Here is a 20,676-nt window from a genome sequence, read left to right as displayed (position 1 = left end):
TGCGCCAACACCCGCCCGACTGACACGACCGAACTGCATAAGGACACGACCATGACAAAGAACACATCTGACTTTCTGACCTCAGTTGCAAGTCTCGTGGATCAGGACGATCGCGACCCCCGCGAGGTTGTTGCTGACCTGATGCAGGCTGCACTCGACACGGGCATCCGCAAGGAACTGCGCGCCAGTGTTGCGTTTGCCCTCGAACAGGCGAACGGAACCGCTGCCAAGGAATTGACTGATCTGGCCTGCCGCCGCCTGAAACCCGGTCGGCGTCTCTCGGACCCGCAATACGCGGGCCTTACGCTTGTAGCCACCACACGGGGCAAGCGTTGGATTTACCGCACCCAGAAAGGCAAGCGGCAGCGACAAATCACCCTCGGGCACTACCCCGCCATGAGCCTTGCCGAGGCACGAGAGGCGTGGGCGCAGCCCGTCACCAAGGTCGCCGACAAGCGGTCTGAAACGACGCTGGACGAACTGACCGAGGCTTACATCACAGCCATGCAGACGCGCGGCACAAAGTCGTGGCGGCGGTCGGAGAACATCCTCACCAAGAACGTCCTGCCCAACCATGGCGGCATGCGCCTCGGCGCGCTGGACGTGGAGGCCCTGAACGCGACGTTTACCCACCTGATAGATGACAAGCCCGGTGCGGCGCACAACATCCGCATGGCGATGGCAAGCATGTTCAAGTGGGCCAGCGAGAAGAAAATGATACCCGCAGGCGTACCGGTCCCGCAGTTGGATAAGACCCCGAAATCACAGATCAAGGACTACCGCCCGTCCATGTCCGAACTGCGCACGATGGTCCGGGGCCTTGACGAACTGCAAGACATCGACCGGGACATCATGCGCCTGCAACTGCTGACGGGCACCCGCATCAGCGAGGCGCTGGGCGCTGAGTGGTCGGAGATTGACCTTGAACATGGGCGCTGGACCATTCCCGCCCAGCGCATGAAAGCCAAGAAAGAACATCTGGTCATGCTCTCGGCACAGGCGGTCGAGTTGCTGCGCAGCCAACCCACGCGAGAGGGTCGTGTGTTCGGTCGTCGTGGCCGCAAGACAGTCTCGTTGAATTGGGCGCGGCAGCGCGACGAGTTGAGCCTGCCCACCGACTACACCAGCCACGCCAACCGTAAGGCGCTGCTTAGTTGGGTTGCCGAAAACGGTGGCGGCAAGGACATCCGCGACCGCCTGTCCGCACATAGCCCTGACACCAGCGAGGCGGACGCGCATTATCAGCTATCCGAGTTGAACCAGCCCGCCGCCGAATGGTGGCAGAAATGGGCGGACTTCCTCGACGGGCTCTCCGCTGAGAACGTGGTGCAGTTGTCGGAGGGACGGGCATGACCAAGCCGAAACCCAACCCGTTCGCCGACGCCCAGCGCGTCGATACCACGGCCACGATCATGCGCCGCCTGAAAGTGAGCCGCGAAGAAGCCGAGCGGGTGGCGGCGCTGCCACCGGGTAAAGTGAGTGCGCTGGACTTCATCAAATTGCGCCTGCTGAACCTAGACGGGCCTGACCCCCGAGAGGATCACATAGAGGCAGAATCGGCTTACACGGCAGTGCAAAGCGTCCTGAGAGAGCGCAACAGCGCGCGCGGTAAGAACGCCCGCCCCGGTCGTCGTCCTCACCATGACGAGGTGATTAGGCGAGCGATGGCGATAGTTGAACGCAGCCCAAACATGGCAGGTTCGGCGAAACACCTCGCGGAACGGGTTTATGATGAGATGTCGTTAGAACGGACTGCGGATGAGGTGGCGAAACTACCTTCCGAGGGCAGCATAGCCCGCTGGATACGGGCGGAATTCAAGAAAAATGGACCGCTAAAAAGATAGTTTGCGCGTAACTGAGTTACGAATTCGTCCATCTGGAACACCCCCTGTTAGCCAAGTGTCACGACCTAATTAATGGGGTGACACATGGCTAGAGAGCCTGACCTGACTATCGCCGAGGCATGCACTGAGATGAACGTCTCGCGTAATGCGGTCGGCAAGCTGATAGCGTCCGGGCAACTGTCTACTTACTTCGTAGGCAAGCAAGAGCGCATCACACGAACCTCACTAGATGAGTACAAGGCGAACAACGCCTACGTGCCCGACCCTGCCCTTCTGGCTAAGGTGGCAGGAGACGCAGCATGAGCGCCCCGGTCCCTACCCCAAATCAATCCTCGGACCTGTCCGTCAAGGAAACCTGTCGCGAGTTGCAGGTGTCGTCCTCGACCGTCTGGCGCTGGCTCAGTAGCGGCGAGTTGACCGGCTACTCGAACGGGCGCGTCACGCGCATCGACCGCGCCAGCATCGACGCCTTCAAGGAACGGAACCGCATCCAGCCAAAGGAGCGAGACGATGCCGCGTGAGCTGGACCTAGCCGACCGTATCCGTGCCGCCAACATGCTCAAATGTGCGCTTGTCGTCCACAGCGAGAGTGAGGTGCAGGGGTTGCGCGACGTGGCCCGCCGGAACGGCCTGACCATGCCTCCGATCACCCTCCGACCGCTCACCGATGTGAAGGGGAGGCAAGCCGATGGTGCCAACTGACAGAGAAAAAGCGCCGCCCCAATCGGGGGCAACGCTTCTCGACGTACCGCCAATCCCTTTCATTAGAATTGACGGTCAAAGCTTAGCGCATCCCCGGCCAACGACCAAGCGGAGGCTGTAATGCGGTCCACAGAAACCCATCGCAAACACAAATTCCTGATACGCCTGCGGGCTCTGGTTCATCAGCACCGCGCGACCCTTGTTCACTCGCCCGGTCGATACAAGATCAAGCGCGGCGACCTGACGCTCACGGTCAAGCATGACCCCGGCGACCCCGAGGGTGAACTGACCCGAATTGAGAAGGCCCTATCCAAGGCCAGTGAGCGCATCGCCGAGCGTGTCGCCCGTGGGCGGCACATCCGCGAGCAGGCACCCACCGAACCCCCTCGGCGTCGTCGGCGTCGGAGGGCTCAGCCATGAGTAACCACCGCTACAGACGCGCGCTGCGGGCGCTGGCTGACCTATTCGAGTGCGACCTAACCAACGGGACCAAGGGTTGGCGTTTCGAAAAAGGCGACCGTGCCGATGTCGCCTCCCGATCACCCAGAAAACCCGAGCAGCAACTCATAGCCCTCGAACGGACCCTAAAGGAAATTTTCACATGAAAGTCAGGACGCAGACACAGGCCACCGCACGGCCACGCACGTTCTCAGCGGTGGCGGATGCCGCAAGCAAGGGAACCCGACACATCCGCAATGCAAGGCACGACATCCGAGATGGGTTGGAGGCGATGGAGCGGGCACCACAGCTCGCTGAGGCGCGTGACTTGGTGCGCGCGGCTGACAAGGCGCTGGGCGAGGCTCTGGCGCTCCCGAACCAGCGAGCGTGAGGGAAATAAGTGCTGTTTCGGAGGGGCATCAGTGACGCGAACAGTGACCGCCTCTGCCCGAGCCGCCGAAACACGCAGGAAAACGATGAATTGCCCGCAACACAAACTTCTGTGGGTGCAAGATGAAGGAAAGCGACGAAATGGCTTGTGATCCGAACACCCCGCCGCTCCGCTACACGCGGATTGAACTGACCAACCCAATGGCGGGTGGCAAACACTACCGCTTGGGAGCTGACGACGAACTGCTTAAGGAAACCGTTGGCTGGCTCAGCGCGGGGCGGGCGTTCGTGGACGAGGCCACCGACATGACGGATTTTGCCACGGTACTGAACACTGAGCTACGCGCTGGGCGTGATGTGCTGACCTACGGCATCCCGACAATCGACACGCCCGACGATGGTGTGCCGCTGGTCACTAAGGAACGGGTAACACCCGGCACCATCGCTCGCAGCGAGGACCATTTCACATGGCCCGAGGGTCCAGCCATCCTTGCCGCGGACTACGACCCACGAACTGACCGCACGGCCCTGAGCCGTGACGAGTTGTGGCGACAGGTCGTGACCGCCGTGCCGGGATATGCCGAGCACGACGTGCTGTGGGGCTGCTCATCGTCCTCCTACATTTTCGATACCGGTTTCGATTGCGAGGTGGTCGGGCTTAAAGGTCAACGCCTGTACATGGGTGTTGAGGACGGCACGGACATACCTCGCGCCGCAGATGTACTGCTCAAGCGCCTCTGGCTGAACGGGTTCGGCTACATCCTCATCTCAGCCAGTGGCGCGCAACTGATCCGTGCCACGCTTGATCCTTGCATGTACCAGCCCTCACGGCTGGACTACGCCAGTGGGGCCGTATGTGGCGAGGGCTTGGAGCAACGCCGTCCTGACGCCTTCCTGATTAGCGAGGGGCTGGCCCTGGCCGATACGCGACGTGTCTTTCCAGACCTGACATCCGATGAGGAGCGTGAGTACGCGGAGCGCGTCGCGCGCGAGATAGCGCGGACCCGCGACGGGGCACACGCCCAGCGCGAAGTCTGGGCAAACGAACGGCTTGAGGTGGAGGCGCACACGGCGCTGGGCGTCGCGGCTACGCCACGGGCCGTCGCCGCGCATGTGACCGACGCCACGCAGCGCGGGCGGCGCAAGGATCTGCTGGACATGATTGAGACGGAACACACGGTCCTTGGGTCGGATTTCGTGCTGCACCTGTCCGACGGGCAACTCGTGACCGTGGGTGATGTCCTGATACACCCCAGCGCCTACGACAAAGCCAAGACCCACGACCCGCTGGAACCCGATTACCGGGGCGGTGCCATCACCGGCATGATCTTTGCTTATGGCCGACGCCTCACGTCCCACGCGCACGGGAAGGTGCGCAAGTACATCCTTGGCACTGACGCGGAATACCGGGACGTGTTCGCCCGCCGGTTCGACGCGCTCAGAAAGCTCCCGAGACGCGATCAAGACACCCGGGAGGCGAGAATCGCCCGCATGATGGAGACCAGACTGAAATGAACAGAGACGACATCAAAAGGCGTCTCGCGGAAATCGCAGAGATGGACTGGCTGGAACATGACGACGCGCTTACTGCGCTGTTGGACGACTGCGCAAACGCGGATGTTCGAATGACTAAGAAAAACCTCGAAAAGTCGCTCAAGCGAATGATTAAGCAGCGCGACGCAGGCGAACGACAGGACGCCGCGCAACAGGCCACAGACCTTCTCAACGAAGAATTCTTCGTTTTGATCATCGGTAGCAAGTTCCGCGTCGGCCATTGGGTTGAGCAGCCGATAAGGCTTAAGAAGAACGCGACCGGCGACATGAAAATGCGCAAGGTTCTTTCGTTGCTCACCAAGACGGATTTCTTGGCTCTGGTCGAAAACATCACCGTTGCGACCGCCGAGGGTTTGGTGCCTGCCGGTCCACTTTGGATGGCATCACCCGACCGACGCCAGTACAAGGGCACAGTCATGATGCCCAGGGGCGAGGTTCCTGACGATTTTCTGAACCTGTGGATGGGTTGGGGAGTCGAGCCGAAAGAGGGGCCGTGCGACCCAATCCTCAATCACATCCGCGACGTGATCTGCAACGGCGACGACGCACTGTACGAATACACCCTGAATTTTATCGCCGCCAAAATCCAAGACCCGGCGCGCGTGATGGCGTTATGCCTGCCTTCCTCGGCGGTCAGGGCACGGGTAAAGGCATCATTTTTGACGACCTCCTGGCACAGCGCATTTTTAACCAACACGCCGTGGTGATCGAAGAAAGCGGTCACCTGCTTGGGAAGTTCAACAAGCACCTTATGAGCGCCTGCTACGTGTTCGCCGATGAGTGCTTCTTTGTAGGCGACAAGAAGGCCAACCAGAAAATGAAACGGCGCATCACGGCAAAGACGATGCTGCTTGAGGCCAAGGGCCTCGACGGTGAGACCACACCCTCATATCTGGGCATCATCGCCGCCACGAACGAAAGTCACGCCGTCCACGTGGAGCATGATGACCGTCGCGTTGTGGTTGGTCGGACTAGCGATGGCCGCAAGCGCGATTATGACTACTTTGAACACCTCTCAGATCATATTGAAGGCGACGGCGCGGCACACTTCCTGCAAAAGATGCTGAACCGTGACGTTTCGGACTGGAACCCGGAACGCGACCGCCCCCTGACAGCGGAAACCATCAGCCAAAAAGAACGGTCTCTCAAAGGCGTCCACAGATGGTGGATGGAAGTCGTCCACAGCGGAGAATTCCCCTTAGAAGGGTACGGCTTTGAGGGCGGATTTGGCGGTAAGGTCCCCGATTGGCGGAAGGAACCAATCCGAATTTCTCGGAAAAAGGTCCGAGACGCCTACCAGAAGTGGACCCTGAGCCACGCCGGTGAGCGGTACTCGGACCACGGCTTCAAGGCGTTCTGGAACGCCTTGGCAGAGATAGCAGACTTTGGAGAGCCGGAAGGTTCGAACAGCGACCAAAAGAGCATCTTTTCGGAACTACCAAAACAAATCAAAAAGTTAAATGCATTTTTGGGCGTTCCTGACGAGTTTTGAGCGGAGGGAAAAGAAGGAATGAATATATATATTTTTGTAATACGCGAGAGCGCACTTCATACCCCTGTATGACAGGGGGTTTATATACATACTGACGCACCGCGCACGTCATAAATATAAAAAATATCCATTCCTTCCTCACTTTCCTTCCTCTCCAGTCTTTTGACATGAACCGGCACGAGCGCAGGAAGCGAGCCGCACAGGCCCGCAAGCCCGGTGTCGTCACCATTGAGGCGACGCGCCTCATATTCGAATTTCTGGACGGTGATCCCGACGCCGTGGAGGTCGCCAGACGGGTGTTCGGTAGCCTCGGCAAGGACATCCATGCCTGTGCGGCCTGTGACACCCGCTGGCACTACGACCTGCAACCTGTTCTCCTGATCCGCATTCGAGAAGGCAAGCGCCGTGACCGGACATATGTCGGGGCAGACTACCACGAGTGTATCCAGCGAGATGGCGTAAAGTGCTACTGCGCCGCTGGCGTAATGAGAATACACGCGACGTGGCCTGCCTCATCCAACCCGCGAAACCCGAAGCCAACGGCGATCAGGATACACAAAGAGATCGACCTGGCACCAGCATGAAGTGAGGCTTCGTCGTTCGTAGAGTGTAGGCCTCGGGGCTGGGTTTTGTCGGGCCAGGGAAAATCCCGAATATACCCCCCCATCCCGATAAAAAGACCGGGGCCAGTGGAGCTGGGCCTACCCACAGCCCGTCACTCCTTCCGAAAATTTTTTCGATTTTTTTCGAATAAACAACCTCAGACAGCGGCAGGCTGATCGCTCTCGCGCCTCCAAGAGCTGCCATTCATTTGAAGTTCACTAGATTGACGTGTCGGCAAAGAAGCCACAACCGCACAATAATCCAAAATGAGGTCCAACTGACGCCAAATCCCTGTGATGACTTCACGATGTAGAGGTCAACTCTGCAACCTCCCTGTTGGACTGACCGGCGCGTTTGCGCCGGTCCTTTTCTTCTCAGTCACGTGCTCTCAAAGTCGACGTATTTCTTAAGGTCACTTTGGGCTCGGAGCGGTCGTTCGCTACGCAGCGCATCAACAACCGCTGTGCGGACTTTGCCGTCGTTGGGTTTTCAGCCTTCGCTGACGCAGCACTCGTTCGCAGGTGCTGCAGACGGCTCGCCGCGTTGCAGCCAGTTTCGTCGAAGCGGCCATTGGTCGACGTAATTATGCCTAACCCAGAACTGCACTTTCACTGCCGTTCGGTCAGACAGGAAGGACGCGGACTAAGCCACCGTTCAGTCGCGAGGCAATCCTAGTTCGACAAGTGTCTCAAGCGCATCGAGGTCGTTCTCGTAAAAATCCGGCCAGCTTGGCTGTAGAAATGCGTGTCTGTAATTTTCTTTCGTCAGTTCCGGCCGTCGCTGAAGCGCAGCTGATAGGTGTTTCGTTGCCCGGTCTGTAAACCCCATTCGCACACATCCCACGGCGCAGATCATAAATACGAACCAAGGCGCATTTGTGTACCTGCACGCCGCCTCCATCTCTGCAATATAGGCGTCATCAGGGACCAGCCCGTTTTTGACCCAGCGTCCTAAGGCGGAAAAGAAATGGTACATTGTGGCGCGCGGATCCTTGGGGTTCAGCTTGAGGCATTCCTGGCCGCTGCTGTGCATGAGGTTCCCATCTATGGCGTTATCGAATAGGTTTACCATGCACATCGCATAGTGGCACTGAACGTTGTTTGGATTAAGCGCAAGGGCATGGTTCACTGATACCGATCCATCGCGCGGCTCTCCGGCGATTGCCAGCAAGACACCCAGAACCAGATGCGCCATTTCCTGTCGGTCGTCCAACTCCAATCCGCGTTTCACACTGCCCATCGCGTTTTTGAGTTCCGACGCGGGATTCTTGCTCCACCCGGATCCAAGGCGCACCCACCCGTTGCGCGCTAACATCACATGCGGATCGGCAAAGGTACTGTCGATCTCAATTGCTTTCCGGAAAAAGGTATCCGCAATGTCTATCGCCTCGGGGGTGAATTTCATCTGTTCGGAAATCCCTCTTTGGCATAACTCCCATGCTGTTAGGCTCTCAGAGGGTTTCTTGCGCGCCAAAGTGCGTTCATGGGCACCCAGTTCGGGTTCGACAGCTGTGACGATGGCAGCTGTCAGCTCGTCCTGGACAGAAAACAGATCGTCCAGAGTGCGGTCCCATTTATCGGCCCAGACATGGGATCCAGTTTCCGCCTCGATCAACTGGGCGGTCAGGCGCACCCGGTCGCCGCCACGCCGTACGGAGCCTTCGACGACATAGCGCACGCCCAATTCGCGCGCGACCTGCCTGATATCGGTCGCGGTGCCCTTGTAAACAAAGGTCGAGTTGCGGGCGATAACAAATAGGTTTCGGAACCGGCTGAGTTCGGTAATCACGTCCTCGACGATCCCGTCGGCAAAAAACTCCTGTTCGGGATCCGAAGACATGTTGTCGAATGGCAGAACGGCGATCGAGGGGCGTTCGGTTTTTTCTTCCTGCACCGGCGCATTGACGCCATTGATTTCGACCCGCCAAACCTCGACCGGTTCGGGGATGTTCTTGACCATTTGCTGGCCAAGCTCTGTCATCGGGACATCAATCTTGCCACGAAGTTGGTCATGGACGCTGCGCGAGATGCAAATACCGCCCGGCGGAGCGAGGCTTTCTAACCGTGCCGCCACGTTGACGCCGTCACCGAGGATGTCATCACCGTCTTCGACAACGTCACCGACATTTATGCCTACGCGAAAGCGCAGGCGCTGGTCAGCGGAGCCGGTTTCACGCTCCACCATCTGTTCTTGGACTGAAATCACCGAGCGGACCGCTTCGACCGGCGAGGGATATTCGACCAAGATGCCATCACCCATAGTCTTGATGATCCGCCCATTGGCTTCGGCCACCGCCGGGTCAATCACGTCACTCCGTGTTGCGCGCAATCGCTGGATGACGCCTTCTTCATCGATAGCCATCAAACGAGAGTATTCCGCCAAATCGGCGGCTACGATGGTGGTAAGTCGGCGTTGCATAAGAAACTGTCGCAGTCGGATGGACCTAATTCAACAGTGAAATGTGGAACCCTGCGCAATTATAGAATTGGCCAACACTAAACAAAGACTGCATTGGGCTCTGAGCTGTCTTTCGCCGCGCTCGGCCTGAAAGACCGCTGTGCGGACAATGCAGCCTTTGGTTCGCATTGGCTCGGAGACGGCTTCTGACAAGACCGTCACACAAACACGACGAGTTTGGTGAAGTTGAGATATTGCGATTGAATGCGCAAGATTTCCGGTTCAGTGCAAAAACTTGCGACTGAAGCGCGTCGGACATAATGTGCAAGAAAAATCTCAGTTCCTTTTTGAAGCCTGTCGAAACTTGCGTACAGTTTCAAAAATGGAGCAACCGAGCTTTGACGATAGGGGTAGGCCTGCTTTGCGATTTCATTTGATTCTGGTTTTGTCTTGTACCTTTCTTTCGAGCACAGCGGTGGCACAGGACGATTGCTCAGAAGCACGCTCTATTTGGCCTGACATAAAGGACAGCGGTTCGGTCGACGCGCTCAGAAGTTTTGCAAAGATCTTTTCGGGGTGTCCGATCTATGCGGGGCTTGCTCAGGAAAAAATCAACCGGCTTGCCCCAGGCGGGTCCAACCCTGAAGCAGGCTCGGAGGAAACTGCGCAAGGTGAGCTGACGCTGGATGATGAAACATGCCTGACCATGGCGAGCGTGCCACTACAGCATGAGGATTTTCTGGGCGTGCGCTTTGGCGACATCATGGTCGAGCCCGCCTTGGAAGTATGCGGTCGGGCCGTGCAATCTGTTGGGCGGCCAAATCCAGAGGTCCGAGCGGCATACGCCCGCGTTCTTCGGAAAGCCAAGAACTATGAGGCTGCCGCCAAACATGCCCGAATGGCCGCCGAAAACGGCAGCGCCCTCGGGGCTACCACTTTGTCTGCAGCTTACGAAAATGGTCAGGGTGTCAAAAAGGACCAGGACTTGTCTCTCCTTTGGTTGGAAAAAGCAGCCGATACCGGATTTCCGATGGCGCAGTTGAACCTTGCCTATACGATTATCGACGACGATCCCGAACGTGCTGTGGAACTTTTCACACACAGTGCGGAAGCAGGCTATGGGTCTTCTCAGGACGCGTTGGGCGATATCTATCGTGAGGGGAAAATTGCTCCACAGGATTTGGCCGCCGCACTGTTCTGGTATGGGCAAGCCATCGAATACAGTCAGAACACCGACGCGATGTATTGGTCTGCCCTGATACTCTCGGGGGACTACGGCGACTATCCGGCTGACTATGAACGAGCGCTGGAGCTCTACGAGCGCGCGGCAGACGCAGGAGACAAATGGGCGCAACACAATGTGGCCTCGATGTATCTCCACGGGAAAGGCACTTACCCCGACACTGACAGAGCCACCCATTATTTCAGCTTGGCTGCCGAGCAAGGGCATGTAAAATCAATGCGCAAATACGGGCGCTTGTTGCACGAAGGTGGCGATCCCGCGCAGGCGATACACTGGTATCAGCGCGCAGCGAGCAAAGGGGATGAAGTCGCCGAAAAACTGCTCGCGAAGATTCTGGGCGATTGACGGCGGGCAATCTTACGACAATTTACACGTCACCCTCTCGAAAATAATCGGGGTGAGAACGTAATGCTGCGCTTGATTGTCTATTCCGCCCGATAGGCAATCAATTCGTCCAGTGTTTTAACCAAACGCTCCATGCCGCGCTTGTGTTTCAGATTCAGGAGCACGACAAAATCAGAGCGCTGCACTGCTCGGGTTTTACGGTAATCAGTGGCATAGTATTGCTCGGTGACACCTGATCCGGCGAATTCGATCTTCAGCTCATAACCCGAAATGTCGTAGGCCGTGATATCCGAAACAAGGAAGCTAAACTTCGACATCCGTTCGGTATACTGACCGCTTTCGCACACAGGAGCGGTATGGCCAACGGAAAACATGTTTTCACCCGTCGTCCCATCGACCGCAGACTCGTGAACTTTGTACCCGGCCTTGCCGCAACTGGTTTCAAAAATTCCGTCTTTCGCAACGGTTTCCAGAGCCGTGGCCAGGCTCTCAGCTTCATACTTATAGTCGATCTCGGTTTCTATCGACGGGGTCGGTGTGTTTTCTACAACCGTTGTTGTTTCCGACTTTTCTGTGGTCTCCTGTGCTCTGACTTGGATCGCGGCGGCAATGGCAGCACGCTCGGCATTGGCTGCCTGCGTGACGGGATCAAGGAGAACCTGCCAGAACTCTTCTTTCAAGGCGGGGTCATCCACGGCATCCAAGATCGTATCCAGATCTGCGTGCACGGCTTTCATGGCGACTTGCACATTTTCCTGACCCGACCCGCGCACCAAATGGCGATGCAGAGCTTTGATATCGTCAATGGTTCCGCGCAAAGCAGCCACGTTTTTGGGAATGGGAAGCGCGGCAGCATTCTCAATGCGTTGCGCAACCTCTTTGGGATAGGGTGTAAACCTGTCCTGTCCCCAACTGGCCAATCTGTTGGCCACAGCTTTGAGGGTGTTGGCTTGTGTCCCGCGTGCACCAAAGTTTGACTTTGCCTCGGACAGATCAAAATCAACTTCTGCGACGGTCAGGTCGGTGACGGCAAACCCGCTCTTGAAGATTTCCTGCGCGGCCTCCGCATCGAGATAATGATACAAATCTTCGTTCCAGAAATCATAGCTTCCATTGGGCATTCTGAAAAACAAGCGGTCCCAATTGGGCGATCCAGAGGTGTTGTATCCGGTTTCACCCGCCTTTGCGCTGAGGGCACCGGGGTTGAAGCCCAGGAATGTCTGGTCTTGCACGTCGGGGCCGGAAATCTCGCCCACCAAAGTCATGTTGTAGGGGTGGGATTTTCCATCTGGATCGTATTGGCGCAGGTTTGTCAGTCGGACCAATCCGTCTTGGTTGTAAGGTTCGATACAGGAAACGCCAAACCCGTAAGGCTTCCAGTTGGCAGAGGATCGCACAACCGGTTCTCCCAAAAGCAAATCAATGGACAGGTCCACATCGAATTGAAACGGCATCCCTTCCTTCTCGGGACTTTCAAAAAAGCCACCACCGCAAGACGGGTTGAAGTATCCGTGGAGGGAGAAGTCATATTCTTGCGATTTTGCGCCATTCGTGCCCGCCGCGCAAAAGATCGCCATCAACGGGGCAATAAAGAGACGGGTTCGATTTCTGCTCATTCTTCTTGCCTCAAAACCTGATTTACCCAAAATTAGTCAGCGCGTTACGGTGCATCAACAAGTTTCTTCCGAAGAAAGCGTCATGGCACGCTTATCCGGAAAGAGCCCGCAAATCTGGAGTGTCTTGGTGTTAAGAAATGTTTTGATTGCCTGCAGTTTTCTGCTCGCTGCCGCCCCCGTGCTGGCCGAGGGCGTGACTTGCGTGGAACGCCTACTTGGGTCAGATCGTTCAGATATTGCGGATGACCGGTTTCTCGGCGCAATGGCCAAACTGACAAATGCGCCCGAGACCTGCGATGCGATTTTGGCGCAGGCGCTTGATCCTGATGCCGGAAAAATCGAAGAGACTGTCGGTGAGAAAAAGGGACATTGCCAATCCGCCCGTGAAACCTGGAGCGATGTCAAATCCACGAAGTCAGCGAAAGTTCTGCGTGCTTTTGCCGAATATTACGCCGACTGCCCGATTTACCGGGCTCTTGCAGAAGCCAAGTTGGGCCAGCATCCGGACAATGCTTTTCCCGAGAGTTTGGGACCATTTCGGATTGGCGAAATCCTTTCGGAGAACGATACCTTTGCCGAGGCAACAATCGATGGAATGCAAGGCTATGCAGAAGCCATCACATCTGCGAACGGGGCAGTTACCAATATCGTTTTCTATGACGACTCCTCCCAGTCCCTCGACGAGGTTCTGGCCAGCGCAATGCGGCTTCGGGGCACCCCGGCAGAAGATTTGTCGAATAAGTGGTTGCCGCGCTACAGCTGGGATTCTGATGACGGGAAACGTCGTTTGACGATAGGCATGGCCGAGCCATGCTGCGGCGCGGACTATCAATTGTTTCTTTGGTTAGGCGTGACCGATCCAAAGGCGCTTTGCGGTCCGGAGGACGGTTTTGCACCTTGGTTAACGGCATTGCAGTCATCTATTGCACAAAACGATCACGCGGCCATAGCTGCGGAGTTCTCTTATCCATTTGTCCGCTGGGAACAAGTGTCGAACGACCCGGACATCGAATTTGCTGAGAACGAGCAGGTATCGTTTCGGAAGGCAGGCCAGTTGGCCTCTGCGCTCTCTTCGAACGTGTCACTTGAAGCCATAGTAGCAGCGGTTTCCGAAATGAATCCGGGCAACGCCGCGTGCAGCGTTGTTGCTCCTGAAGGGGTTCAGGCTGGCTACACCACCTACACAGACTCCCTTGGAGGTGTGCAGTTTGAAAGGCAGGATACGGGCTGGAAAATCGGCGGGACCTTCTACACACCATAAACCGTAGTGATTTAGGTGGTAGTGAAGGTGTAAAGGTGCTGTCAGACTAATTCGAACCAGTCTCAGCTAGGCCAGCATAGCTGCCCTTTATGCCGCACCAAGTTCGCGCCACTCGGCAAGAGCGGCGGTGCGCGTCAGCTTGAAAGTGTCTCGGCTGGCTAGCGATCTTTCCTGATTGAAGTGGTTGTAGACGGAAGAATGGACGGAGGCGAATTTCTGCAAACTTCGCATACGCCTGAAACGCTGCATGGCGCGTTCTCTTCGTCGGAACGGCAGGTGCGAATTCTCAACGCGGTTGTTGAGCCACCTGCCCGTCCTTTGTTTTTCGAGAGCACCCAATTCTCTTAGAGCAGCCTTGTAGGAAGCGAAGCGGTCGGTGACGATCTTTTCAGCATTGCCGTGCCGCCTCATCAATTTCCTGAGGAATTTCAGTGCTGCAGCTTTGTTTCGGCGTTTGGTGACAACGGCTTCCAGCACCTCGCCCTCGTGATCAACTGCCCGCCACAGATAGTGTCGCTTGCCATTCACCTTCACAAAGACTTCGTCCACGTGCCACTTCCATTTCGAGAACGCGCACAGCTGCTGCACCCGCTTCCGCCTGATCTCAGCAGCAAACATCGGGCCGAACCTATTCCACCAGTATCGGACAGATTCGTGGCTCACGTCGATGCCTCGCTCGTGCAGTAAATCTTCGACATTCCGAAGCGAGAGTGCAAACCGAATATACAGCATCACCGCAAGGCGGATAATCTCAGGGCTGGTTTTGAAGTATTTGAATGAGGCAGGTCTGGTAATGAACAAAAGCTACGCAACCGCCCTACCCCTCTCAAGCAAAGTTCTTCTGACAAGACCCCACCAATATCGGACGGTTTCGTGGCTCACCTCAATTCCCCGTTCGTGCAATAGGTCTTCCACGTTTCGAAGCGACAATGGGAACCCAACGTAAAGCATGACTGCCAGACGAATGACCTCTGGACTGGTCTTGAAGTACTTGAATGGCGACTGTTTGATCATGCGCGAAGGCTACGAGAGCACCCTGCTCTGCCTCAACCCAAGTTCTTCTGACAAGACCCAACACGGTTTCTGTGGAGTGAAATCCACTGGTTTTATTTGCGCGGCGCTACGGGAGTAGCAATCTTATTGAATTCGGGGCATAATTTGGCATTGAGTTTTTTTGCTCTCAGGAAGCACCGCGTAGACACCGCTCAGGGCCAATGTGAATTACTTGAGTAATATTGGCCTAGTGGGATGGCAAAACATACCGTCGATCACATGTTTGGTCAGATTTGGAGGGCTAAAAACAATGGCAACCAAAGCCGAATTTTGTATGGCAGCAGCATAAGCCAGAGCTGCCACGGACGCACTAAAGAAAATGGCGCGTGATCCTTTAGGTGCGTTTGACCCTGGGTTGGCCACAACGGTTGCCAAGGCAGTGATCAAGAACCTGAATAAATGAGAGGAAAAGGCCGGCTACATGGATTGTAAAACACTCCTCATCCTCAATCGAAAATCTGCGGCCCGACCTGACGTACGTTCGGCTGTCAGACCTCTGGAAAAGGAGCTTGGTCTGGAGATTGCTATCCCATGGTCAGGTAAACAGTTGCGAAAAACGATACACAAGCACTTGGCCAAGGGGGTGACGCGCTTTGTTGCAGGAGGTGGTGACGGGACACTCAACGCAGTTACCAGCGCCCTATTGCGATGCGATGCGGGACCAACCATTGTTTTGGGGCTTATGCCTTTGGGCACTGCTAACGACTTTGCCAGGTCTTATGGTGATGACGGATCGGATCTTTCTGCATCATTGGTGCAGGCCGCAACCGGAAGAGCCCGGTCGATAGATATTGGTTCCATCAACGGTCGCCCATTCGTGAATGTCGCCAGTGGCGGTTTTGGGGCCATGATTACCGCGACAACTCCCAAAGAAGTTAAGAGGCGGCTAGGAGGGTTAGCCTACACCCTTACCGGATTGGCGCGAGTTTCTGAGCTGAAACCAACGCAGGCCATGATTGCTTTGGATGGGTCAGAGCATAACTGGGCGTCGGTTTCTGCGCTGGTAATTGGCAACAATCGCTTCGCCGGTGGTGGGTTCGAAGTAACTCCAGAGGCTGACATGTTCGACGGGTTGCTCGATCTGGGTGTTTTGACCACGGACGAGTGGCCACCTGCAAACCTGTCTTTTGGGCATTTCCCCGACCTGAGTGACCCGATTGCCGGGCTCGTAAAACGTAGCCGTTTCAAACATGCGGTGTTGGAAACAGAAACACCGTTCCACTTAAACCTTGACGGTGAACCGATGGTGGACACGAGGTTCGAAATTTCGGTTCTACCGGGTAGATTAAGCTTTGCGCTACCTTCAACTGGGTCTTGATCTCTAAAGAATTGGAGCGAACAGGCGGGCAATCGGGGCGCCAATCCGGATATGCGGGGGCTGTTCAGCAAGCAATTTGTCTAGCCTAAACGACCGTTCGAAATCCTTTTCCAGCATCGCGGCCGTAGCCCCGGCGGCGCGTGCATCGAAGAAAACGGCCATTGCTTCAAAATTTAGCCGGAATGAGCGGTTATCCATGTTCGTTGTCCCTATCGCGGCCAAAGTATCATCAACAACCAATACTTTTTGATGCATGAAACCGGAACTATATCTCAAGACCTGTACTCCGGCTTCGCGGATTTCATCAAAAAAGGCAAAAGCGGCAAGCCAAGGAATCTTATGGTCAATGACGTCCGGAACCAGGATGCGGACATCCACCCCTTGCAACGCAGCGTGTTTTAAGGCTGTGAGCACATCGGTATCGGGTACGAAGTACGGCGAAGCGATCCAAATCCGACGTTTGGCATTCGCGATTGCCGTGAAAAAGAACAAGGCACCGGTTTCCATTTCGTCCCCGGGACCGGTTGGGACGATTAATCCGGACATGTTCTCTTCCATGTGACCAGCCTCCCAGTTCATCTCCGAAATCAGGATTTCTTCAGTTGCCCAATGCCAATCCTCTACAAACACCAGTTGCAATTGCGAGGCGATCGGGCCACGGATTTCGACATGTGTGTCGCGCCAATCACCGAATTTTGGATCGCGCCCCATATATTCGTCTCCAACATTCAATCCGCCGGTAAAGCCGACCGTACCGTCGACGATCACCGTCTTGCGGTGATTGCGTAAATTGAGTTGAAATCGGTTTTTAGCTCCGCGCATCTGCGCGGGTTCAACTACTTGTACACCGGCTGAACGGAGATCATTAAGATAGGAGTTTGGAAGTTTAACGCTCCCAACTGGATCGCACATGAACCGAACTGCAACTGCACGTTTTGCTGCGGTGATCAGATGGTCCCGCAGTTTCCGACCCAGATCATCATCATGAACAATATAAAACTGCACCAGAATGTAATCTTGGGCTGCGTCAATAGCGGCAAAGATTGCATCGAACGTTTCCTGCCCGTTTAATAGGATTCGCATGTTGTTGCCCCGGACCACGGGGAGTTCAGATATCCTTTCCAACGCTTCGGACGGAAACTCCGTAGGCACGTCGGGCGCATTGACCTCGCGAAACGTCTTGATTCCGTCAATTACCTCCTCGCTATCGCGGCGCGCAGTTAAGTATCGGTCGAACTTGTGATGCCCCAAAAAAAGGTAAAGCGGAACGCCAAGATACGGGGCAGTAATCAGAAAAACGACCCAACCCACTGCACCCTGAGAGGTTCGCGCCGATGAGATCGCTCTCCATGCAAACCAAATGGCAGTGGCTTCGAGGGCGATCAGGAGCAAGACCAGAATTGTGGACACCATGTGGGCCTCTTTGGTTCACGGTTGCTGAAAGGGCGTTCCAACACCAGGTGGAGATCCACCAGATTAACCGATACTCGCAGGAAAGGATCGCCTAGGGCAAGCGCGTAGAAACGCAGTTCTTGTTGAGCTCGGGTTGCAATTCGATAGAGAATTCTCATTCGTATGCCGCTTTGACAAATTAGGAGCAATTTATCCCGATACTTCAGAAAAAGCTGGAAGATTCTCCCAGAGTTTCCGATGCTGTCCTCCTGCAAACTTCGGGTGTCGTTTGAGAAGTTTACGACCTACATGATCCAAAAGAGAGGCCAGTTCAGCAATTGGAAGAAACTCAATCTCCGTCGATGAGCGCAGTTGTCGAAATGCAGGAACGTTTCAGCCACTGGCAGGCCGAACTAAATCAAAGCAGCGTAATTCTCTCTTTGATCTTTCTCTTGGCCGTTGTCATCGGCAGGCGGCCACTTGCACGATGGCTTATGGCAATGTTTCGGGCACTTCTCAGACGCTTGTCCATTGAACTTTCGGAAAAGGTAGCTGACGAACTGATGCGGACCACATCTGTTTTGATTGTGACCTTTGCTGTTTTTGTGGTTCTGGAAACATTGAATGTTCCAAACATGCCTGGTGACATTTTTAGGCGCGTTATGGCCTCAATCGCTGTGATCGCAGTATTCTCAGGGTGGTACAACCTGAGCGGGTCTTTTGTATCCCTTCTTCAGAGCGACCGGTTTGGAGAAGTCAGGATGGAGGCCGGATGGATGGAGCGCGTTGCCCGTTTTGGCATCTTGCTGTTTGCCATTACGTCACTGCTAGAAGTTTGGAGGGTCGACATCAGCGGTGCGCTGACCGGTGTTGGAGTACTGGGCGCAGGATTGGCTATCGCGACGCAGGACCTGATCCGCAATCTTGTGGCAGGCATGAATAACATGAGTGAAAAGCGTTTCGCTATTGGGGACTCGATCCAAATCGACGGTTCGTTTGTCGGGACAGTCGAATCCATTGACCTGCGTTCCACCCTAATCCGTGGGTTCGATCAGATCCCACGGCATGTTCCGAACTCCGAGTTATCCAACGCAGTTGTCCTAAACTATTCACACCGCCGACATCGAAGGGTCATGCTTAGCATACCGTTGCTTCTAGACAGTACCGAGGCTCAGGTCCTTCAGGTGCGTGATACGTTACGGGAACATTTGTCGGCCTGTGGAGATTTCGAATTGTCTGAGGAGGCACCGAAACATGTCTATGTCGAAGGGTTGTCAGAAAGCGCCGTAACCATCATTTTTTACGCGTGGACGACTACCCCTGAATACGACAATTTCCTCCGTGTGAATGAAAGTCTTTCGCTCAAAATCCTTGAGACGGTGCGCGCGGCAGGAACAGAACTGGCCTATCCAACACAATCGATCAATCTGCGCGGGTCAGCAATTCCGTGACCTCCTGATGATACCGATCAGTATTTCCCAAGCGTCTAGCTCCGGTTATCTAAGTTTTGCTCAAATTCCTGACGGATTGCTTCTGTTTCGGTATCTAGTTCGGATTTGGATACCGTCAGCTTAGATTTTCGACGTGCAGCTTCAGAGGCTTCGCCCTGTGCTACTTCCCTTACTGGATTGTCTTTTTGACTACCGTCGAACAAGTTACCATCGCCCGACATCAATATTGCGAGTGACTTCGTCGATGGGATGTTGGCTAACACGATCATAGTACAGACGGTAATCGGCACGCTTAGTAGAGCCCCGGGGATACCCCAGATTGCGGTCCAGAACGTCAGTGCGAGGATGACCATCAAAGGCGACAAGTTTAGTGATTTTCCGGTTAGCGAGGGTTCCAGAATATTCCCGATGATGAACTGAACCGCCCCACAGCCCACCAAAATAATTAGAAAAGGCGTGTTAGTATCAAACTGCACAAGAGCAACGAGCGAGGGCAACGCTACCCCGATGATTGAACCAATCGTTGGAATGAAGTTCAGTACGAATGCCAGGATGGCCCAGGTTTCGGCAAAATCCAATCCCACGGGCTTCATGATCGCGTAGCTACCGACACCCGTTAGGAAACTAACGAGTGTTTTGATTCCTACATATCGCTGCACGCTTTCTGAAATGCGTGTCAGCACGCGGTGTAAGTTTTGTGCGGATTCCGCATCTGGCGCTGCCAGTGCGACTTTCAACCTCATGGGCCCCTGTTCCAGCATCATGAAAGGAATATAAAGAAGGATCAGAAAGAAGGCGCTCAAAAAGCTTCCGGCCGAACCGATTGCTCCGCCAGCGAAGCCGGTGAAGTCCATCTCTAAGATCGCTTGTTGCGCTGCCTGATAGTTCTTGTCTCCAACAAGAGTGACCACTCGGGCCAAGATTTCAGAGAACCTTGCTTCATATCTAGGCAACGCATCGGCAACCGCGCCCGCTTGACTGGTCAGAATTGACAGTAATCCGAGCAATCCCAACACTAAAAGAGCAGCGCTAATGACATGGGCCAACCATCTAGGGATCCGTGTCCCGAGAATTTCAATCTGACATAACCTGTCGACTGCGGAAGTCAGAAGAATGAAAACCAAGGAAGCAATCGACAATGGAACTAGAACATCAGCCGCCAGGACCAGTCCTGCGATAGTAAAAAAGGCGATCACGACAACCCGGTGCCAAAACGCCAGACTAAAAACGTGTGTTTGCTGTTGATCTGGCACCGGCTGGGCTACTTCCTGTCTATTACCCTACGGATTTCCGAACCTTGTCATAAACTGCTTTCATTTTCAAACCAAGTTCCCGCGCAGCTTCGCCGACTTCATCCGCCGACTGATTAAATTGTGATGTAGACAGGAACCTATCCCACTCCGAAACAAGTGAATCCCACTCGTCTTCCGCCTCCATTGTTCCAAGGTTCAACTGAAGTTTAATTTCATCTCTCTTTTGTTGTAGCTCGGCCATCATGGCCTTCAGATCTGGCATTTCTTTCACCCTTTGTATCACGTAATTGCCGAGAGACGGCTCTCGGGTTTACCTGCAACGCC

21 protein-coding genes and 1 pseudogene are annotated in these 20,676 nt (G+C 55.2%); 14 read left to right on the top strand and 8 right to left on the bottom strand.

Going from position 1 to position 20,676, the window contains the following annotated elements; translation table 11 throughout:
* Positions 1-51: 51 nt before the first annotated feature.
* From AC2FD9_RS09885 to AC2FD9_RS09870, 4 genes are all read left to right on the top strand, one after another.
* Positions 52-1,353, top strand: a complete 1,302-nt coding sequence (locus tag AC2FD9_RS09885) for a tyrosine-type recombinase/integrase (protein WP_496836609.1) — start codon at positions 52-54, stop codon at positions 1,351-1,353.
* Positions 1,350-1,844 carry a hypothetical protein gene (locus AC2FD9_RS09880; RefSeq protein WP_496836607.1) on the top strand — a complete coding sequence of 165 codons (495 nt, stop codon included), beginning with the start codon at positions 1,350-1,352 and terminating at the stop codon, positions 1,842-1,844. Before AC2FD9_RS09885 ends, AC2FD9_RS09880 begins: the two co-directional genes overlap by 4 nt.
* 84 nt (positions 1,845-1,928) lie before the next feature.
* Complete coding sequence (locus AC2FD9_RS09875; RefSeq protein WP_170602299.1) at positions 1,929-2,147, top strand: helix-turn-helix domain-containing protein; 219 nt, start codon at positions 1,929-1,931, stop codon at positions 2,145-2,147.
* A complete protein-coding gene (locus AC2FD9_RS09870) occupies positions 2,144-2,365 on the top strand; it encodes a helix-turn-helix domain-containing protein (RefSeq protein WP_171177354.1) in 222 nt (73 codons plus the stop codon). Before AC2FD9_RS09875 ends, AC2FD9_RS09870 begins: the two co-directional genes overlap by 4 nt.
* 7 nt (positions 2,366-2,372) lie before the next feature.
* Here the strand turns inward: AC2FD9_RS09870 and AC2FD9_RS09865 are convergent, their stop codons facing one another.
* Positions 2,373-2,609 (bottom strand): hypothetical protein, encoded by a 237-nt coding sequence (locus tag AC2FD9_RS09865; RefSeq protein ID WP_496836604.1) that lies wholly within the window; start codon positions 2,607-2,609, stop codon positions 2,373-2,375.
* A 57-nt stretch (positions 2,610-2,666) separates the two neighbouring features.
* Between AC2FD9_RS09865 and AC2FD9_RS09860 the strand changes: the two genes are divergently transcribed.
* The 6 genes from AC2FD9_RS09860 (at position 2,667) to AC2FD9_RS09835 (ending at position 7,004) form a co-directional block, all read left to right on the top strand.
* On the top strand, positions 2,667-2,966 hold the full coding sequence (locus AC2FD9_RS09860) for a hypothetical protein (RefSeq protein ID WP_282119843.1): 300 nt from the start codon (positions 2,667-2,669) through the stop codon (positions 2,964-2,966).
* Between the two features lie 181 nt (positions 2,967-3,147).
* The gene (locus AC2FD9_RS09855; RefSeq protein ID WP_282119845.1) at positions 3,148-3,375 is read left to right on the top strand and encodes a hypothetical protein; all 228 of its coding nucleotides are present in this window, start codon (positions 3,148-3,150) and stop codon (positions 3,373-3,375) included.
* A gap of 122 nt (positions 3,376-3,497) precedes the next feature.
* A complete protein-coding gene (locus AC2FD9_RS09850) occupies positions 3,498-4,889 on the top strand; it encodes a hypothetical protein (protein WP_282119846.1) in 1,392 nt (463 codons plus the stop codon).
* Positions 4,890-4,930: 41 nt separating this feature from the next.
* Entirely contained in the window at positions 4,931-5,635 is a 705-nt protein-coding gene (locus AC2FD9_RS09845) for a hypothetical protein (protein ID WP_496836602.1), read from the top strand.
* A complete protein-coding gene (locus tag AC2FD9_RS09840; RefSeq protein WP_496836600.1) occupies positions 5,542-6,420 on the top strand; it encodes a primase-helicase family protein in 879 nt (292 codons plus the stop codon). Before AC2FD9_RS09845 ends, AC2FD9_RS09840 begins: the two co-directional genes overlap by 94 nt.
* Before the next feature lie 167 nt (positions 6,421-6,587).
* Positions 6,588-7,004, top strand: coding sequence for a hypothetical protein (locus AC2FD9_RS09835; protein ID WP_282169264.1), 417 nt, complete (start codon positions 6,588-6,590; stop codon positions 7,002-7,004).
* Positions 7,005-7,677: 673 nt separating this feature from the next.
* Here AC2FD9_RS09835 and AC2FD9_RS09830 read toward each other — a convergent pair.
* The gene (locus tag AC2FD9_RS09830) at positions 7,678-9,441 is read right to left on the bottom strand and encodes an adenylate/guanylate cyclase domain-containing protein (RefSeq protein WP_282169263.1); all 1,764 of its coding nucleotides are present in this window, start codon (positions 9,439-9,441) and stop codon (positions 7,678-7,680) included.
* A gap of 454 nt (positions 9,442-9,895) precedes the next feature.
* Here AC2FD9_RS09830 and AC2FD9_RS09825 point away from each other — a divergent pair, with 454 nt between their 5' ends.
* The gene (locus AC2FD9_RS09825; RefSeq protein WP_282169262.1) at positions 9,896-11,008 is read left to right on the top strand and encodes a tetratricopeptide repeat protein; all 1,113 of its coding nucleotides are present in this window, start codon (positions 9,896-9,898) and stop codon (positions 11,006-11,008) included.
* An 80-nt stretch (positions 11,009-11,088) separates the two neighbouring features.
* On the opposite strand, the gene AC2FD9_RS09820 is transcribed toward AC2FD9_RS09825, so the two are convergent.
* The gene (locus tag AC2FD9_RS09820) at positions 11,089-12,462 is read right to left on the bottom strand and encodes a hypothetical protein (protein WP_496836597.1); all 1,374 of its coding nucleotides are present in this window, start codon (positions 12,460-12,462) and stop codon (positions 11,089-11,091) included.
* A 97-nt stretch (positions 12,463-12,559) separates the two neighbouring features.
* On the opposite strand from AC2FD9_RS09820, the gene AC2FD9_RS09815 reads away from it, so the two are divergent.
* Positions 12,560-13,885, top strand: coding sequence for a hypothetical protein (locus tag AC2FD9_RS09815; RefSeq protein ID WP_282169260.1), 1,326 nt, complete (start codon positions 12,560-12,562; stop codon positions 13,883-13,885).
* Positions 13,886-13,972: 87 nt separating this feature from the next.
* Here the strand turns inward: AC2FD9_RS09815 and AC2FD9_RS09810 are convergent, their stop codons facing one another.
* Positions 13,973-14,680: an IS6 family transposase gene (locus AC2FD9_RS09810; protein ID WP_496836847.1), complete on the bottom strand. Its 708-nt coding sequence runs from the start codon at positions 14,678-14,680 to the stop codon at positions 13,973-13,975.
* A gap of 60 nt (positions 14,681-14,740) precedes the next feature.
* Positions 14,741-14,899: pseudogene (locus tag AC2FD9_RS09805) on the bottom strand (IS6 family transposase); the annotation flags it as partial.
* A 460-nt stretch (positions 14,900-15,359) separates the two neighbouring features.
* Here AC2FD9_RS09805 and AC2FD9_RS09800 point away from each other — a divergent pair.
* Entirely contained in the window at positions 15,360-16,256 is an 897-nt protein-coding gene (locus AC2FD9_RS09800; RefSeq protein WP_282169259.1) for a YegS/Rv2252/BmrU family lipid kinase, read from the top strand.
* A gap of 3 nt (positions 16,257-16,259) precedes the next feature.
* Here AC2FD9_RS09800 and cls read toward each other — a convergent pair whose 3' ends face one another.
* Positions 16,260-17,669, bottom strand: coding sequence for a cardiolipin synthase (gene cls, locus AC2FD9_RS09795; RefSeq protein WP_282119854.1), 1,410 nt, complete (start codon positions 17,667-17,669; stop codon positions 16,260-16,262).
* A 341-nt stretch (positions 17,670-18,010) separates the two neighbouring features.
* Here cls and AC2FD9_RS09790 point away from each other — a divergent pair, with 341 nt between their 5' ends.
* Complete coding sequence (locus tag AC2FD9_RS09790; RefSeq protein WP_496758564.1) at positions 18,011-19,099, top strand: mechanosensitive ion channel family protein; 1,089 nt, start codon at positions 18,011-18,013, stop codon at positions 19,097-19,099.
* Positions 19,100-19,134: 35 nt separating this feature from the next.
* Here AC2FD9_RS09790 and AC2FD9_RS09785 read toward each other — a convergent pair whose 3' ends face one another.
* Complete coding sequence (locus AC2FD9_RS09785) at positions 19,135-20,352, bottom strand: AI-2E family transporter (RefSeq protein WP_282119856.1); 1,218 nt, start codon at positions 20,350-20,352, stop codon at positions 19,135-19,137.
* Between the two features lie 22 nt (positions 20,353-20,374).
* Positions 20,375-20,614, bottom strand: coding sequence for a hypothetical protein (locus AC2FD9_RS09780; protein WP_271946087.1), 240 nt, complete (start codon positions 20,612-20,614; stop codon positions 20,375-20,377).
* Positions 20,615-20,676 lie beyond the last annotated feature (62 nt).

This window comes from Ruegeria sp. YTSC230 (genome assembly GCF_059609665.1).
This window is presented reverse-complemented; position numbering and strand designations above follow the sequence as displayed.